General features: G+C 71.1%; 17 protein-coding genes and 1 pseudogene. 10 read left to right on the top strand and 8 right to left on the bottom strand.

Translation table 11 applies throughout. From position 1 onward, the window contains the following. Window positions 1-12: 12 nt before the first annotated feature. Window positions 13-885, bottom strand: coding sequence for a GNAT family N-acetyltransferase (locus N538_RS0102870; protein ID WP_231496120.1), 873 nt, complete (start codon window positions 883-885; stop codon window positions 13-15). An 18-nt stretch (window positions 886-903) separates the two neighbouring features. Here N538_RS0102870 and N538_RS0102865 point away from each other — a divergent pair, with 18 nt between their 5' ends. After that, complete coding sequence (locus N538_RS0102865; RefSeq protein WP_028636035.1) at window positions 904-1977, top strand: glycerate kinase family protein; 1074 nt, start codon at window positions 904-906, stop codon at window positions 1975-1977. A gap of 61 nt (window positions 1978-2038) precedes the next feature. After that, entirely contained in the window at window positions 2039-2401 is a 363-nt protein-coding gene (erpA, locus tag N538_RS0102860) for an iron-sulfur cluster insertion protein ErpA (protein ID WP_028636034.1), read from the top strand. 197 nt (window positions 2402-2598) lie between these two features. Here the strand turns inward: erpA and N538_RS28845 are convergent. The 4 genes and pseudogenes from N538_RS28845 to N538_RS0102840 form a co-directional block, all read right to left on the bottom strand. Next, a pseudogene (locus tag N538_RS28845) lies at window positions 2599-2958 on the bottom strand (transposase); the annotation flags it as partial. A 75-nt stretch (window positions 2959-3033) separates the two neighbouring features. Continuing rightward, window positions 3034-3267, bottom strand: a complete 234-nt coding sequence (locus N538_RS28840; RefSeq protein WP_028636032.1) for a hypothetical protein — start codon at window positions 3265-3267, stop codon at window positions 3034-3036. A gap of 25 nt (window positions 3268-3292) precedes the next feature. Beyond that, on the bottom strand, window positions 3293-3697 hold the full coding sequence (locus N538_RS28835; RefSeq protein WP_197025218.1) for a hypothetical protein: 405 nt from the start codon (window positions 3695-3697) through the stop codon (window positions 3293-3295). Window positions 3698-4035: 338 nt separating this feature from the next. Next, complete coding sequence (locus N538_RS0102840) at window positions 4036-4233, bottom strand: hypothetical protein (protein ID WP_155991943.1); 198 nt, start codon at window positions 4231-4233, stop codon at window positions 4036-4038. Between the two features lie 64 nt (window positions 4234-4297). Here N538_RS0102840 and N538_RS0102835 point away from each other — a divergent pair, with 64 nt between their 5' ends. Next, entirely contained in the window at window positions 4298-5281 is a 984-nt protein-coding gene (locus N538_RS0102835; protein WP_028636029.1) for a carbohydrate kinase family protein, read from the top strand. Here the strand turns inward: N538_RS0102835 and N538_RS0102830 are convergent. Further along, window positions 5265-5942, bottom strand: a complete 678-nt coding sequence (locus N538_RS0102830; RefSeq protein ID WP_028636028.1) for a helix-turn-helix transcriptional regulator — start codon at window positions 5940-5942, stop codon at window positions 5265-5267. The genes N538_RS0102835 and N538_RS0102830 overlap by 17 nt on opposite strands. Window positions 5943-6034: 92 nt before the next feature. Here N538_RS0102830 and N538_RS23605 point away from each other — a divergent pair, with 92 nt between their 5' ends. The 3 genes from N538_RS23605 to N538_RS0102815 are packed head-to-tail and all read left to right on the top strand — an operon-like array spanning window position 6035 to window position 8176. Beyond that, window positions 6035-6442, top strand: coding sequence for a hypothetical protein (locus N538_RS23605; protein WP_036569258.1), 408 nt, complete (start codon window positions 6035-6037; stop codon window positions 6440-6442). Continuing rightward, window positions 6439-7044 carry a GTP cyclohydrolase I gene (gene folE / locus N538_RS0102820; protein WP_028636027.1) on the top strand — a complete coding sequence of 202 codons (606 nt, stop codon included), beginning with the start codon at window positions 6439-6441 and terminating at the stop codon, window positions 7042-7044. The genes N538_RS23605 and folE overlap by 4 nt, the downstream gene beginning before the upstream one ends. Window positions 7045-7048: 4 nt before the next feature. Beyond that, on the top strand, window positions 7049-8176 hold the full coding sequence (locus N538_RS0102815) for an NAD(P)/FAD-dependent oxidoreductase (protein ID WP_028636026.1): 1128 nt from the start codon (window positions 7049-7051) through the stop codon (window positions 8174-8176). Here the strand turns inward: N538_RS0102815 and N538_RS0102810 are convergent. Together N538_RS0102810 and N538_RS0102805 are read right to left on the bottom strand one after the other, a co-directional pair. Beyond that, complete coding sequence (locus N538_RS0102810) at window positions 8152-8376, bottom strand: sulfurtransferase TusA family protein (RefSeq protein WP_028636025.1); 225 nt, start codon at window positions 8374-8376, stop codon at window positions 8152-8154. The two genes, N538_RS0102815 and N538_RS0102810, sit on opposite strands and share 25 nt — an antisense overlap. Continuing rightward, the gene (locus N538_RS0102805) at window positions 8373-9479 is read right to left on the bottom strand and encodes a cysteine desulfurase family protein (protein ID WP_028636024.1); all 1107 of its coding nucleotides are present in this window, start codon (window positions 9477-9479) and stop codon (window positions 8373-8375) included. The genes N538_RS0102810 and N538_RS0102805 overlap by 4 nt, the downstream gene beginning before the upstream one ends. A 95-nt stretch (window positions 9480-9574) precedes the next feature. On the opposite strand from N538_RS0102805, the gene ctaC reads away from it, so the two are divergent. The 4 genes from ctaC to N538_RS0102780 all read left to right on the top strand — a co-directional run bounded on the left by ctaC (window position 9575) and on the right by N538_RS0102780 (window position 13919). Continuing rightward, complete coding sequence (gene ctaC, locus N538_RS23600) at window positions 9575-10471, top strand: aa3-type cytochrome oxidase subunit II (protein ID WP_051548664.1); 897 nt, start codon at window positions 9575-9577, stop codon at window positions 10469-10471. Then, the gene (ctaD, locus tag N538_RS0102795) at window positions 10468-12219 is read left to right on the top strand and encodes an aa3-type cytochrome oxidase subunit I (RefSeq protein WP_028636023.1); all 1752 of its coding nucleotides are present in this window, start codon (window positions 10468-10470) and stop codon (window positions 12217-12219) included. Before ctaC ends, ctaD begins: the two co-directional genes overlap by 4 nt. After that, complete coding sequence (locus tag N538_RS0102790; RefSeq protein WP_028636022.1) at window positions 12219-12617, top strand: cytochrome c oxidase subunit 4; 399 nt, start codon at window positions 12219-12221, stop codon at window positions 12615-12617. The genes ctaD and N538_RS0102790 overlap by 1 nt, the downstream gene beginning before the upstream one ends. Window positions 12618-12710: 93 nt before the next feature. Beyond that, complete coding sequence (locus N538_RS0102780) at window positions 12711-13919, top strand: L,D-transpeptidase (protein WP_028636021.1); 1209 nt, start codon at window positions 12711-12713, stop codon at window positions 13917-13919. The last annotated feature ends 279 nt before the right edge of the window (window positions 13920-14198 follow it).

The raw sequence follows: 14198 nt of genomic DNA, 5'->3' as shown, positions 1-14198 counted from the left end.
GCGGTGATCTGCTCAGAGCAGCGCACCGTTGTGAACGTACGGCGAGGGCGGCTTCATCCCGCGCAGCGCGAGGTAGCCCTCCTGGTGCAGTGCCAGCCGGGCCGCGAAACCCACGTCGAGCACCCACTGGTTCGCGCCCGTCACGTGGCTGATCGTCGCCTCGTCCGGGCCGTCGGCCAGCGCGGCCCACAGCAGGCGGGTCGCCGTACGCCGGTTCGACGCGGCCAGCAGCGCCAGCGAGCCGCGCTCGTTCAGGTAGGCGTAGCCCGAGCCGGTCGAGGTGTCGCTGACCAGCAGCCGCCACGTCGACAGCATCAGCTCGTGGTCCGGCCCGTGGCCCGCGCCGCGGGCGGCCCGGTCGAGGGAGTCCATCAGCTCGAAGTCCGACGCCGTGCCCTCACGCACCTTGTCCACGGTCGGGATCGCGGAGCGGTCGAGCGTGCCGGTCAGGTACATCTGCGGGTGCAGCTGAAACCCTGCCTGGTGGTAGACCCGCACCGCCCGGGTGTCCGACGACGCGGACAGCATCGCGCGGGTGCAGCCGCGGCCGTGGCTCATCGCGGCGGCCATCAGCGGCTTGCCGATGCCCTGGCCCTGGCGGCCCGGCAGGACGGCGTACGTCGCCAGGCACCACAACGTCTCGCGGCGGTACGACGTGGCCATGCCGACCAGGCCGGTCTCGTCCTCGGCGACCCAGCAACCGCCCGGATCGGTCTCGACGAAGTGCCGCGTCCGCCTCATCCACACCTCGCGGTGCGGGTCCGAGCGGCGCTGCGGCTCGGGGCCGTCCAGCCGCCGGGTCCGGCTGTCCAGCTCGAAGAAGCCCTCGTCGCTGATCCGCTCGGCCTCGGGCACGTCGGCCAGGGTCATCGGGCGGATCTGCACGTCCGACAGACTAGGTGCATGCGCATCCTGGTCGCCCCGGACAAGTTCGCGGGCACGCTCACGGCGGTCGAGGCCGCCGACGCCATCGCGGCCGGGTGGCGTCGTCGCGCTCCCGACGACGAGCTCGACCTGGCGCCGATGGCCGACGGCGGACCGGGATTCGTCGACGTCCTCCACGCGGCGCTCGGCGGCGAGCTGCTGGCGGTGACCGTCCGCGGCCCGCACGGCGAGCCGACACCCGCGACCGTGCTGCTGACCGGCACCACGGCGTACGTCGAGGCCGCGCAGGCGTGCGGTCTCGAGCTGACCGGCGGCGAGCGGCCCGAGTCGGCCACGACGTACGGCGTCGGCGAGCTGCTGCTCGCGGCCGTCGACGCCGGCGCGACGAAGGTCGTGGTCGGCCTCGGCGGCAGCGGCACCAACGACGGGGGCGCCGGCTTGCTCGCCGCCCTGGGCGCGACCGCGGACCGGCCGCTCGACCAGGGTGCCGCCGGGCTGCCGGGCATCACGACCGTCGAGCTGCCGGCGCTCGCCGTGGAGCTGGTCGCGGCCACCGACGTGGACAACCCGCTGACCGGGCTGTTCGGTGCGACCAAGGTGTTCGGCCCGCAGAAGGGCATCGCGGAGGACCGGCTCCCGGTCGTGGACGGCTGGCTCGAGGAGCTGGCCGTGGCGGCCGACCGCCGGATCGCGCTCGAGAAGGGCGCCGGGGCCGCGGGCGGTCTCGGGTTCGCCCTGCTGCTGCTCGGGGCCACCCGCGAACCCGGCATCGGGCTCGTCGCCGGCGCGCTGCGCCTGGCCCAGCGCGCGCGGGCCGCCGACCTCGTGGTGACCGGCGAGGGAGCGTTCGACTACTCCAGTCGCGGCGGCAAGGTCCCGTACGGCGTCGCCGAGGTCGCCGCCGCGGCGCTCCGGCCCTGCGTGGTGCTGGCCGGCCAGGTGCACGTCGGCTCGCGGGAGATGCGGGCGCTCGGCGTCGAGTCGGCGTACTCCCTCGTGGACGCCGTGGGGGAGCAGCGGGCGTTCGCGGATCCCGTGGGGGCGCTCGGTGACCTCGCGGAACGCGTCGCGCGCACGTGGTCACGGGAATAACCGGCCGTGTGCGACCATTGACCGAGCAAGACCTTTCCACCTACTTCGGGAGAAGCAGCCCATGACCGAGCAGGTCGAGACCAGCACCGAGCGTCGCACCGACTCCATCAACCTGAGCCCGGTGGCCGCCGGCAAGGTGAAGAGCCTCCTGGAGCAGGAAGGCCGTGACGATCTCTCGCTGCGCATCTCGGTGCAGCCGGGCGGGTGCTCGGGCCTCCGCTACCAGCTGTTCTTCGACGAGCGCAGCCTGGACGGCGACGTGGTGACCGACTTCGACGGCGTCTCCGTCGTCGTGGACCGGATGAGCGTCCCCTACCTGAACGGCGCGATGATCGACTTCGTGGACTCGATCGAGAAGCAGGGCTTCACGATCGACAACCCGAACGCCACCGGCTCCTGCGCCTGCGGCGACTCGTTCCACTGATCCAGGACGCGTCAGCGGCCTCGATGATGGTGGTCGAGCGAGCGCTCTGACTGAGCCTGCGAAGTCAGCAGGCGGGTGTCGATACCCCGTGAGACAGCTGCAGCCTGAACCGACAGATCAGCCCCGGACCTCCTCGGTCCGGGGCTGATGTGCGTCTGGAGCGCGCGGTCGTCCGACCGGGACGCTCCTATGTCGCGTCAAGCCCTGTCGGGGCGTTCGAGGAGCCGGTAGAGGTCGCGGGCGATGTAGCGCTTGAGGCAGCGTCGGATCTCGCGGGGGTTCTTGCCTTCGGTGGTGCGTCGCTGGGTGTAGGCCTGGGTTTTGGTGTCGTGTCGTTGGCGGGTGATGACGATGGTGTGCAGGGCGCAGTTGAGGCGTCGGTCGCCGTAGGGGTTGAGCCGGTGGCGGGTGTGGACCTGTCCGCTGGTCGCCTCGATCGGGCTGGTGCCGGCGAGCTTGGCGAAAGCGGCCTCGGAGTGGATCCGGCGGGGGTGGGACCAGGCACAGAGCACGACCGCGGCGACGATGGGGCCGATCCCGGTCTCCTCGAGGAGGTCAGGTCGCCAGGAGCGGACCAGGGTGCGGATCTGCTTCTCGTGGTCGGTGGCCTCGGCGGTCAGCGCCTGGATCCGTCAGGCCCAGGTCTGCAGACACACCACGGTGGTCGCGGTCTCGACATTGACGTTCGCCCAGGCGGCGTTGGTGCGCAGCCCCGCGATCTTGGCGACCAGCGCCTCGGAGGTGAGCCCGCGCAGCCTGGCGCGGACCGGCTCGGGGGCGGTCAGCACAGCGGAGAACAGCTGGCGTCGTGCGTCACCGGCCGCTTGAACCGCGGAGCGACGGATCGCCAGCCGGACCGCGAGCACCTGGCGGGTCCCGGCCTGCTCAGCGTCACTGCCCGACCCCCGCGGGGTGCCGACGGGCCCGGGAGATGGCTTCACGGGCAGCACGGATCGCGTCCGCGGGATCGGACTTCACCCCGCCACGGCGCCGGGCACGTTCGGGACGGTCGAGCTCGACGACCATCTCCTCGGTCTCGTGCAGATGCACCGTCAGGCCTCGGCCGTGGCTGCCGGTGCCCTCGATCGCCCAGGCCCGCAACGCCGCGTGCTCGGCGCCGACCTGGTCGGCGAACTCGACGAGCTCGGCGTACGCCAGCGCGGTGGCCTCGACGACGATCTGGGCCAGTACCCCGCCGGTACGGGCATCGACGGCCGCCGCGGCATGGGTGTCGACGTGGGTGTCGACCCCGATCACGACATCGACAACCTCGGACAGTTTCATCACACTGGACATGCGTTCCTCCTTGAACCGGGGACGTGGACGGTTCCCGGTCCCGGCGGATTCGGCAGGACTGTGATGAGACACGAACGGCGCGCGAACGCCGAACGGTCAAGCTCCTGATCAGGCCAGCACTCCGTCGTGGACCGGGGGCCGGCAACCCAGGCGGACAAGTCCTAGAAAGGGCACGAAGCCAATCTCGATACGGGTCACACGCAGGTTGCCGACCACAACCCGACCACCAGTCAGGGCCGCAGGGAAAGACTCACAGTCTCGATACGCTCGCCGCGACCTCGTTCCTCGGTCACGCCGTGCTACTCGACCACCGATGAGGTGAGTCGGCCGGCGCGGCCTCACTCCCCGTCGAGCTGGAGGTTCAGCGCCGCGGCCAGTCGCGCGGCCGCCGCGGGGATCTCCACCTCGCGCTTGGTCGCCTCCCGCGGCACGTAGGTGCCCGGCAGCCAGCCGAGCGCGGTGAGGACGGCGAGAGCGTCGGTGCCCATCTCGGCCGGGGTCGAGATGTCGTCGTACACGAGTCGCTGAGGCGTCATGCCACCGACGCTAGGGCCTACCGATTGGTACCGGGAGCAGTACCGCTCGGTAGTGTTCCGTCACGTGTCTCTGCTGATCGCGGGCTCCATCGCCACCGACCACCTGATGAGCTTCGGCGGCAAGTTCGCCGACTCCCTGGTCGTCGAGCAGCTCGACAAGCTCTCCGTGTCGTTCCTCGTGGACGACCTGGAGATCCGGCGTGGGGGTGTCGCCGCCAACATCTGCTTCGGCCTCGGCCAGCTGGGCGTCCGTCCGGTGCTGGTGGGCGCGGCCGGCGAGGACTTCGCGGGCTACCGCTCCTGGCTCGAGCGGCACGGCGTCGACTGCGGCCACGTGCGCATCTCCGAGACCCGGCACACGGCGCGGTTCGTCTGCACGACCGACCCGACCGGCGCCCAGATCGCGTCGTTCTACCCCGGCGCGATGAGCGAGGCCCGGCTGATCGAGCTCGGCCCGATCGCGGAGCGCGTCGGCGCGCCGGACTACGTGCTGATCGGCGCCGACGACCCCGACGGCATGCTCCGGCACACCGAGGAGTGCCGCCAGCGCGGCTACCTGTTCATCGCCGACCCGAGCCAGCAGCTGGCGTTCAGCGGCGGGGAGCTGATCCGTGAGCTGATCGACGGCGCGGCGATCCTGTTCTCCAACGAGTACGAGTCCGCGATGATCGAGCAGAAGACCGGCTGGTCCGCCGACGAGGTGCTCTCCCGGGTCGGCATCCAGGTCACCACGCTCGGCAGGAACGGCGCCCGGATCCTGCGCCGGGGCGAGGAGCCGATCGAGCTCGCGGCCGCCCGCGGCGTCACCGCGCTCGAGCCGACCGGGGTGGGCGACGCGTTCCGCGCCGGGTTCCTGGCCGCGATGGAGTGGCAGGTCGGGCTCGAGCGCGCGGCTCAGGTGGGCTGCGTGCTCGCGGCGTACGTCGTCGAGACGGTCGGCACCCAGGAGTACGCCTTCACGCCCGCGCAGTTCCTCGGCCGCCTCGAGGAGTCCTACGGCGCCGCGGCCGCCGACGACGTGGCGCCGCACCTCAAGGCGCTGGGCTGACCTCGGGGCTGACCCGGGCCTTCACGCAGCACTGTCCCGGCTCGGGCTCCAGGCACGCGGTGACGCCGCACCTGATCCCGTCGGCCACGCCCTGGACGAACGCGCGGTTCAGCCCGCACACCAGCGCCGTGTGGCTCTTCGCGAGCGTGTCGAACGGGCAGTTGGCGAGCAGCACGGTGTCGCCCTCCACCCGGGGCTCGAACCCCTGCGCGGCGAGCAGCTGGGCGAACGCCGCGACGTCGCCCGGCGCCGCCTCCGCCCCGAGGTCGCGGCCGGTCTCGCCCGCGGCCGCGTCGATCGCCTCGTCGAGGGACGTCCCTGCGCTGGCGCGCTCGACCCCGCTGGCCAGGATGTGCCCGACCAGGTCGTACCTGCGGTCGGGCAGCGACACCGACACCTCGCCCTCGGCCCGCCGGTAGAGCTTGCTCGTCCGGCCCGCGCCCGGCCCGGTCCGGTCGCCGAGTCGCCGGAACTCCGTCGCCAGCAGCCCGGCCCCGACCAGCTTGTCGAGGTGGAACTTCACCGTGTGCAGGGGGAGCTCCAGGGCGGCCGCCGCCTCCTCGCGGCCGACCGGCGCGTGTCGCGTCGCGACGTACTCGTAGAGCGAGCGGCGGGTCGGGTCCGCGAGGGCGCCGACGCTGGCGGCCCGGGAGAGGTCCATGCGCCACCCATTTCTCGAGGCGAAACCGTTGACGCAATGGTGTCACAGGTTCTAACATCTAATCAAATCTCTTTTAGACATCGGAGGGGCCCATGACCACCCTGCACCGGCCGTCCGTCGTGACGGCCGACCACACCGAGCAGGCCTTCCTGCTGCTGCGCACCGCGTTCGTCGTGGCGCCGATCCTGTTCGGCCTCGACAAGTTCCTGACGATCCTCACCGACGACTGGGAGGGGTACCTGGCCCCGTGGGTCAACGACCTCGTCCCCGGGTCGGCGCACGACGCGATGCTGATGGTCGGCGTCGTCGAGATCGTGGCCGGCCTGGTCGTGCTGGTCACGCCGCGGTGGGGCGGCCTGCTGGTGGCCGCCTGGCTCGCCGGCATCATCGTGAACCTGGTCAGCACGGGGGAGTACTACGACATCGCGCTGCGCGACTTCGGCCTGATGCTCGCGGCCCTCGCCCTCACGCTGCTCGCGATGGGCAGGTCGAAGGCATGAGCGAGGCGCCCCAGGACCTCGCCCGCTGGCGGGTCGAGCACCACTCGCGGGTGGACCTCCGGGCGGCGGAGGTCGCCGCAGCCGACCTGCTGACCGCGCTCGGCATGGACCTCGCCGACGAGTCCACGGCCGAGACGCCCGGCCGGATGGCCCGGGCGCTCGCGGAGATGCTGAGCCCGACCGACTTCGAGATGACGACGTTCCCCAACACGGAGGGGTACGACGAGCTGGTGCTCGTCCAGGACATCCCGGTCCAGTCGCTGTGCGAGCACCACGTCCTGCCGTTCGTGGGCGTCGCGCACGTCGGCTACCTGCCGGGGGAGCGGATCCTCGGCCTGTCCAAGCTCGCCCGGACCGTGGAGTACCACGCGCGGGGCGCGCAGACCCAGGAGCGGCTGACTCAGCGGGTCGCCGACCACCTCCGGACCGCGCTCGGGGCCAAGGGCGTGGGTGTCGTCATCGAGGCCGAGCACACCTGCATGTCGCTGCGGGGCGCGCGGGTGCCGGGGAGTCGTACTGTGACGTCAGCACTGTTCGGAAGGCTCCGGGACGACGCGGCGTCCCGCGCGGAGTTCCTCGCGCTGACCCGCTCGGGAAGGTGAACCCATGGCACACGTGATCGTCGGTGGAGGCCTCGCGGGCGCGTCCGCGGTCGAGGAGCTGCGCGAGCAGGGGTACGACGGCGACGTGGTGGTCCTGGGTGCGGAGTCGTACCTGCCCTACCATCGGCCACCGCTCTCCAAGGAGGTCCTGCTCGGCAAGGAGGAGGCCGACGGCACCGACGTCCACGACGCGCAGTGGTACGCCGACCAGGGCGTGGACATGCGCACCGGCTCGGCGGCGCGCCGGATCGACCGGCTCCGGCAGGTCGTCGAGACCGATGCCGGCGACGTCGCGTACGAGCGGCTCCTGCTCGCCACCGGGTCGGAGCCGCGGCGGCTCCCGGTCGAGGGCGCCGTCTACCTGCGGACCCGCGACGACTCCCGCGCCCTGCGCGCGGCCCTGCTCCAGCAGCCGCGCGTGCTGGTGGTGGGAGGCGGCTGGATCGGCCTCGAGGTGACCGCCGCCGCCCGGGCCGCCGGCTGCGAGGTCACCGTCGTGGAGCCCCAGGCGCAGCCGCTGCTCGGCGTGGTGGGCGAGCGGGTCGGGTCGATGTTCGCCGACCTCCACCGGGAGCACGGCGTCGACCTCCGGCTCGGCACCTCCTTCGACGGGACGCCGCCCGTGCCGGCCGACCTCGTGCTCGTCGCCGTCGGGGCCGTGCCGCGGGTCGACCTGGCCCGCGACGCCGGGCTGGACGTCGACAACGGGGTGCTCGTGGACGCGACGTTGCGCACGTCCGACCCGCTCGTCCTCGCCGCCGGCGACATCGCCGCCCACGACCACCCGGTGTTCGGCCGGCTGCGCGTCGAGCACTGGGACAACGCGATCGAGCAGGGCAAGGCCGCCGCCCGGGTGATGCTCGGCGGGACCGAGGCGTACGAGCGGTCGCCGTACTTCTTCACCGACCAGTACGACCTCGGCATGGAGTACGTCGGCCACGTCCCGCGCGAGCACCTCGGCAGCGTCGTGGTGAGGGGCGACCTCGCCGCGCGACAGGCGGTGGTCTTCTGGCACGACGCCGGCCGGGTGCTGGGCGCGATGCACGTCAACGAGTGGGACGCGATCGACGAGATGAGGGAGCTGGTGGGGCAGACCGTCGACCCGGATCAGCTGAGCCGGCGGACGACGTAGCGACCTGTCGGCTCCTCGCCGACGTACTCCTGGCCGCGCATCCGGCACCAGGCCGGGATGTCGGTGCGGGCCGCGACGTCGTCGGCGAGCACGGCGACCAGGCCGCCGACCGGCACCTCGGCGTACCGCTTGCCGAGCTCGATGACCGGCAGCGGGCAGAGCATCCCGCGGCAGTCGAGCTCCAGCTCGGCGCCGGTCACAGCCCCACCCGGGACCGGATCTCGCGCACGACGTCGGGCAGCACGGCCAGGAACCCGTCCACGTCGGCCGCGGTGGTCTCCCGGGTGAGCGAGACCCGGACGTTGCCGTGGGTGAGCACGCCCATCGCCTCGAGGACGTGGCTCGGCGCGAGTGTCGAGGCGGTGCAGGCCGACCCGCTGGCGACGCCGTACCCGCGCCGGTCGAGCTCCGTCACGATCGCCTCACCGTCGACGTAGAGGCAGGAGAAGGTGACGAGGTGGGGGAGGCGGTCGACGGGGTCACCGACCACCTCGACGTCCGGGATCTCCGCGGCCGCCGCCCGGATCCGGTCGACGAGCGCGTGCTGGCGAGCGTTCGTCTCGGCGCGGTCGGTGACCACCGCCCGGAGGGCGGCGGCCGCGGCGAGCGCGGCGGGGACGTTCTCGAAGCCGGCCGACCGCTCGTCCACGCGGTCGTCGCCGGGGAACGGGTTCACCCAGAGTGCGCCCTTGCGCACCACGAGCACGCCGACCCCGGCCGGGCCGCCCCACTTGTGGGCGGAGCCGGCGACCACGTCCCAGCGGTCCGGGAGCGGCAGCCGGCCCATGCTGGCGCAGGCGTCCACGAAGAGCGGTACGCCGACCTCCAGGTCGGCGAGCGGCTGGACGGTGCCGACCTCGTGGTTGGCGTGCTGGAGCGCGGCCACCCCGCCGGTCGACCCGGCGAACCCGGACGGGGCGACCCGGCCGAGCCGGTCGACCTGCGCGACGACCGGCTCCACGCCCGTCCAGCGGGCCGCGTGGAGGACGGAGGAGTGCTCGACGGCCGAGTGGGAAACCGGGGTGTCGGCACCGTGCGGCAGACCCAGCCGCAGGCCCAGCAGCCCGCGATGGACCGCGTCGGTGCCGGAGGAGGTGAAGGTGACCTCGTCGGCGCGCACCCCGAGGCACTCCGCGACGACCGCCCGCGCGTTGTCGAGCAGCAGCCGGGCGTCCCGGCCGGGCCCGTGCAGCCGCCGCGGGTCGGCGTACCCCCGGTCGAGCGCCGCCGCCAGGGTCTCCCGGGCGGCCGGGTGGAGCGGCTCCGACGACGCGGCGTCGAGGTACCCGGAGGCGTTTCTCACACCCGCAACGTACCGGCCCCCCACCAGTCGATCCGGGGCCCGGTTCCGATAGTGTTCTGCGTATCCGTGATCGTGCTGAGAGAGAGGCTCAAGCGTTGAGTCTGCAACTCCCCAAGCGTGTGGCCGCCCTGGCCGCCGTGGGCGTCGGTGTCCTCGCGTTGGGCGGCTGTTCGTCCGAGACCCAGGGCCAGTGGGAGCGGTTCGCCATGCCGGACCCCGCGTCCGAGCAGGGCGAGCACATCCTCAACCTCTGGCAGGGCGCGTGGATCGCCGCGCTGATCACCGGAGTCGTCGTCTGGGGCCTCATCTTCTGGGCGGTCTTCCGGTTCCGTCGCCGCAGCGATGACGAGATCCCGATCCAGACGCGCTACAACCTGCCGCTCGAGATCTTCTACACGATCGCGCCGATCATCATGGTGATCGTGTTCTTCGCGCACACCGTGAAGGTCCAGAACTTCGTGCTCGACGACGACCGGCCCGTCGACAACACCATCGAGGTCACCGGCCAGCAGTGGTCGTGGACCTTCAACTACGGCATCGGCAACCAGGACCGGTCCGCGGACGACGACCTGTTCGACGACAACTTCCCGTACCAGTCGTACGTCCACGACTCCGGCACCGGCTCGCACTTCCCGCTGCTGGTCCTGCCCGTCGGCGAGACGACGCGGTTCAACCTGCACTCGCCCGACGTCATCCACGACCTCGGCGTGCCGGCGTTCCTGATGAAGATGGACGTCGTCCCGGGTCGCGTGAACCACTACGAGATCACCCCCACCCGCATCGGCGACTACCGCGGCAAGTGCTACGAGCTGTGCGGCGTCTACCACTCGCGGATGCTGTTCGACGTGAAGGTCGTGTCCCGCGAGGACTACGACGCCTACGTGCAGAGCCTCCAGGACGCGGGCGCCGAGAGCGACAAGCCGCTGATCGGCGGCCAGAACGCCAGCACCCAGGTCGGACTGGACGAGGAACCCGAGGGAGAAGGCAAGTGACCGCCACCGCCGCCACGCCCACCAGCGTCGCGAAGCGTCGTCCGCTCGGGCAGGAGCTCGCGCGGATCCTGACCACGACCGACCACAAGCTGATCGGCAAGCTGTACCTCGGCACGTCGTTCGCCTGGTTCCTGATCGCTGGCCTGATGGCCATGCTGATCCGCTCGGAGCTGGCGTACCCGGGCATGCAGATCGTGAACGACGAGGTCTACAACCAGCTCTTCACGATGCACGGCACGATCATGCTGCTGCTGTTCGCGACCCCGCTGTTCTTCGGCTTCGGCAACGTCATCATGCCGCTGCAGATCGGCTCGCCCGACGTCGCGTTCCCGCGCCTGAACATGTTCAGCTACTGGCTGTTCCTGTTCGGTGGGCTGATCGCGGGCTCCGGCTTCCTCACCCCGCAGGGCGCCGCCGACTTCGGCTGGTTCGCCTACACCCCGCTGTCGGACGCCGTCCGGTCGCCGGGCGTCGGTGGTGACCTCTGGATCATGGGCCTCTGGATGGCCGGTCTCGGCACCATCCTGGGCGCGGTCAACTTCATCACCACGATCATCTGCATGCGCGCGCCCGGCATGACGATGTTCCGGATGCCGATCTTCGTCTGGAACACGCTGGTCACCAGCCTGCTGGTGCTCATCGCGTTCCCGGTGCTCGCCGGCGCGCTGCTCTCGCTCGAGGCGGACCGCCAGCTCGGCGCGCACGTGTTCGACACCTCGCACGGCGGCGCCATCCTCTGGCAGCACCTGTTCTGGTTCTTCGGTCACCCCGAGGTCTACATCATCGCGCTGCCGTTCTTCGGCATCGTGACCGAGATCCTGCCGGTGTTCAGCCGCAAGCCGGTGTTCGGCTACATCGGCCTCGTCGGCGCGACCCTCGGCATCGCGATCCTGTCGGTCGCGGTGTGGGCGCACCACATGTTCGTCACCGGCGCCGTGGACCTGCCGTTCTTCTCGGGCATGACCTTCCTGATCGCGGTTCCAACAGGAGTGAAGTTCTTCAACTGGATCGGGACGATGTGGGGCGGGTCGATCTCCTTCGACACGCCCATGCTCTGGTCGATCGGCTTCCTGACGACGTTCCTCTTCGGCGGCCTGACCGGCGTGATCCTGGCGAGCCCGCCGCTGGACTTCCACGTGTCCGACTCCTACTTCGTGGTCGCGCACTTCCACTACGTCGTCTTCGGCACGGTGGTGTTCGCGATGTTCGCGGGCTTCTACTTCTGGTGGCCCAAGATGACCGGGCGGATGCTCGACGAGCGCCTCGGCAAGCTGCACTTCTGGCTGCTGTTCATCGGCTTCCATACGACGTTCCTCATCCAGCACTGGCTGGGTGTCGAGGGCATGCCGCGGCGGTATGCCGACTACCTGCCGGGCGACGGGTTCACGACGCTCAACCAGGTCTCGACCATCGGAGCGTTCCTGCTCGGTGCCTCGACGCTGCCGTTCCTCTACAACGTCTACGTCTCGCGGCGCGCCCCGCTGGTCAACACCGACGACCCGTGGGGCTGGGGCCGCTCGCTGGAGTGGGCGACCAGCTGCCCGCCGCCACGGCACAACTTCGTGTCGATCCCGCGGATCCGCTCGGAGTCGCCGGCGTTCGACCTCCACCACCCGGAGGTCGCCGCGATCGAGCTCGAGGACAACGAGATGGCGCGGGTCGGCGGGCCGGCCGACGCGCCTGACATGGAGGGTCGCGAGGAGATGCTGCGCGACCGCAACCACGACAACCCGGAGGGCAACGCCTGATGAAGTCCGAGGCCTGGATCTTCGGGATCGTCACGATCTTCTTCCTGCTGGTCAGCCCGGCGTACTGGTTCATCACCTCTGAGTGGACCGGCACCTCCGCCCTCACCATGACCACCCTGCTCGCGGGCATGATGACGCTCTACCTGGGCTTCCACGCGAAGAAGATGGACCCGCGCCCCGAGGACCGCAAGGACGGCGAGATCGCCGACGGCGCGGGCGAGCTGGGCTTCTTCCCGCCGTACTCCTGGTGGCCGCTGTGGTGCGCCGCCACGCTCGGCGTGTGCGTGTACGGCGTGGCCATGGGCGCGTGGTGGCTGTTCATCATCGGCGTCGTCCTGGGCGCGCTGGCGCTGTCGGGGTGGATCTTCGAGTACTACCGGGGCGTGCACGCGCACTGAGGCAACTCTCACGCCGCGCCGAATCGGATCCTGTGGTGGGTCCGGTTAGTCTGGTGGTGATCGATCAGCACGCTCGTCACGGGGAGTTCCTGCATGTCCGACAGTCGTCTGCTCCTGCGCGCGGCCACCTTCGTCACGGTGGGCGCTCTGAGCCTGACCCTGGCCGCGTGCAACACCGACGACGCGGTCCCGGGCGCCGCCGGGAGTGATGAGCCGTCGTCGGCCTCTCCCTCGGAGCCGGTCCCGGCGCTCCGGCTCACGACGAGCATCAAGAAGGGCGCCCAGGACGTCCCGGTGGACCACGCGGTGAGCGTGTCCGCGCAGGGCGGCACGATCGACGCCGTGAAGGTGTCCTCCTCGGGCGCCACCCTGGCCGGCGAGCTCGCGAGCGACGGGTCCAGCTGGACCGCCACCGACCGGCTCGAGCCCGGCACGTCGTACACGATGACCGCGACGGCGGAGAAGACCGACGGCTCGAAGGTCACCCGCACCGCGAACTTCCACACCCAGGCGCTCACCCTGGACCAGCAGACCTACCCCTCCGTCGCGCCTTTGGCCGGCGAGACCGTCGGGGTCGGCATGCCGGTGATCGTCACGTTCGACGTCCCGGTGACCGACAAGGCGGCGTTCGAGAAGCACATGACGGTCACGTCGAAGCCGGCCCAGCCCGGCGCGTGGCACTGGCTGAGCAGCACCGAGGCGCACTGGCGCCCGAAGTCGTACTGGAAGGCCGACACCGACGTGCACGTCGACGTCGACGTGAACAGCGTCCCGGCCGGCAACGGCATCTACGGCCAGGAGAGCCGTGAGCTGAACTTCCACGTCGGCGACGCGCACGTCTACCGCGTGAACATGGTGTCGCACCAGATGAAGGTCTTCAGCAACGGCAAGCTGCTGCGCACCATCCCCATCACGACCGGCCAGCAGCCGACGTACACGACGCGCTCCGGCACCAAGGTCATCATCGAGAAGTTCGCGTCCAAGGACATGAACTCCGAGACCGTCGGCATCACCGGCGCCGACGCCTACAACATCGAGGGCGTCCAGTGGGCGATGCGCCTCACCTACTCCGGTGAGTTCATCCACGCCGCCCCGTGGTCGGTCGGCTCGCAGGGCTACGCCAACGTCTCCCACGGCTGCACCGGCATGAGCACCGCCAACGCCGCCTGGCTCTACGCGATGTCCCGCCGCGGCGACGTGGTCGAGTACACCGGCAGCGACAAGCCGATGACCCTCGACAACGGCTACGGCGACTGGAACGAGTCGTTCAAGCAGTACGAGCAGGGCTCCGCCCTGAGCTGAGCCCCTCAGCGACGCCGAGTCGGCGCCAACTCAGCTGCAGCGACGCCGAGTCGGCGCCATCTCAGCTGAGACTGCGCCGACTCGGCGGGCGGGCTGGCTGAGACTGCGCCGACTCGGCGGGCGGGCTGGCTGAGACTGCGCCGACTCGGCGGGCGGGCTGGCTGAGACTGCGCCGACTCGGCGGGCCGGCTGGCTGAGACTGCGCCGACTCGGCGGGCGGGCTGGCTGAGACTGCGCCGACTCGGCGGGCGGGCTGGCTGAGACTGCGCCGACTCGGCG

The organism is Nocardioides sp. URHA0032 (genome assembly GCF_000620645.1).
Lineage (GTDB): Bacteria > Actinomycetota > Actinomycetes > Propionibacteriales > Nocardioidaceae > Nocardioides.
This window is presented reverse-complemented; position numbering and strand designations above follow the sequence as displayed.

Coding starts and splice junctions, on each gene's coding strand:
- N538_RS0102865 (WP_028636035.1), top strand. CDS start 904: ATGCGCATCCTGGTCGCCCCGGACAAGTTCGCGGGCACGCTCACGGCG.
- erpA (WP_028636034.1), top strand. CDS start 2,039: ATGACCGAGCAGGTCGAGACCAGCACCGAGCGTCGCACCGACTCCATC.
- N538_RS28835 (WP_197025218.1), bottom strand. CDS start 3,697: ATGTCCAGTGTGATGAAACTGTCCGAGGTTGTCGATGTCGTGATCGGG.
- N538_RS0102840 (WP_155991943.1), bottom strand. CDS start 4,233: ATGACGCCTCAGCGACTCGTGTACGACGACATCTCGACCCCGGCCGAG.
- N538_RS0102830 (WP_028636028.1), bottom strand. CDS start 5,942: ATGGACCTCTCCCGGGCCGCCAGCGTCGGCGCCCTCGCGGACCCGACC.
- N538_RS23605 (WP_036569258.1), top strand. CDS start 6,035: ATGACCACCCTGCACCGGCCGTCCGTCGTGACGGCCGACCACACCGAG.
- folE (WP_028636027.1), top strand. CDS start 6,439: ATGAGCGAGGCGCCCCAGGACCTCGCCCGCTGGCGGGTCGAGCACCAC.
- N538_RS0102815 (WP_028636026.1), top strand. CDS start 7,049: ATGGCACACGTGATCGTCGGTGGAGGCCTCGCGGGCGCGTCCGCGGTC.
- N538_RS0102790 (WP_028636022.1), top strand. CDS start 12,219: ATGAAGTCCGAGGCCTGGATCTTCGGGATCGTCACGATCTTCTTCCTG.
- N538_RS0102780 (WP_028636021.1), top strand. CDS start 12,711: ATGTCCGACAGTCGTCTGCTCCTGCGCGCGGCCACCTTCGTCACGGTG.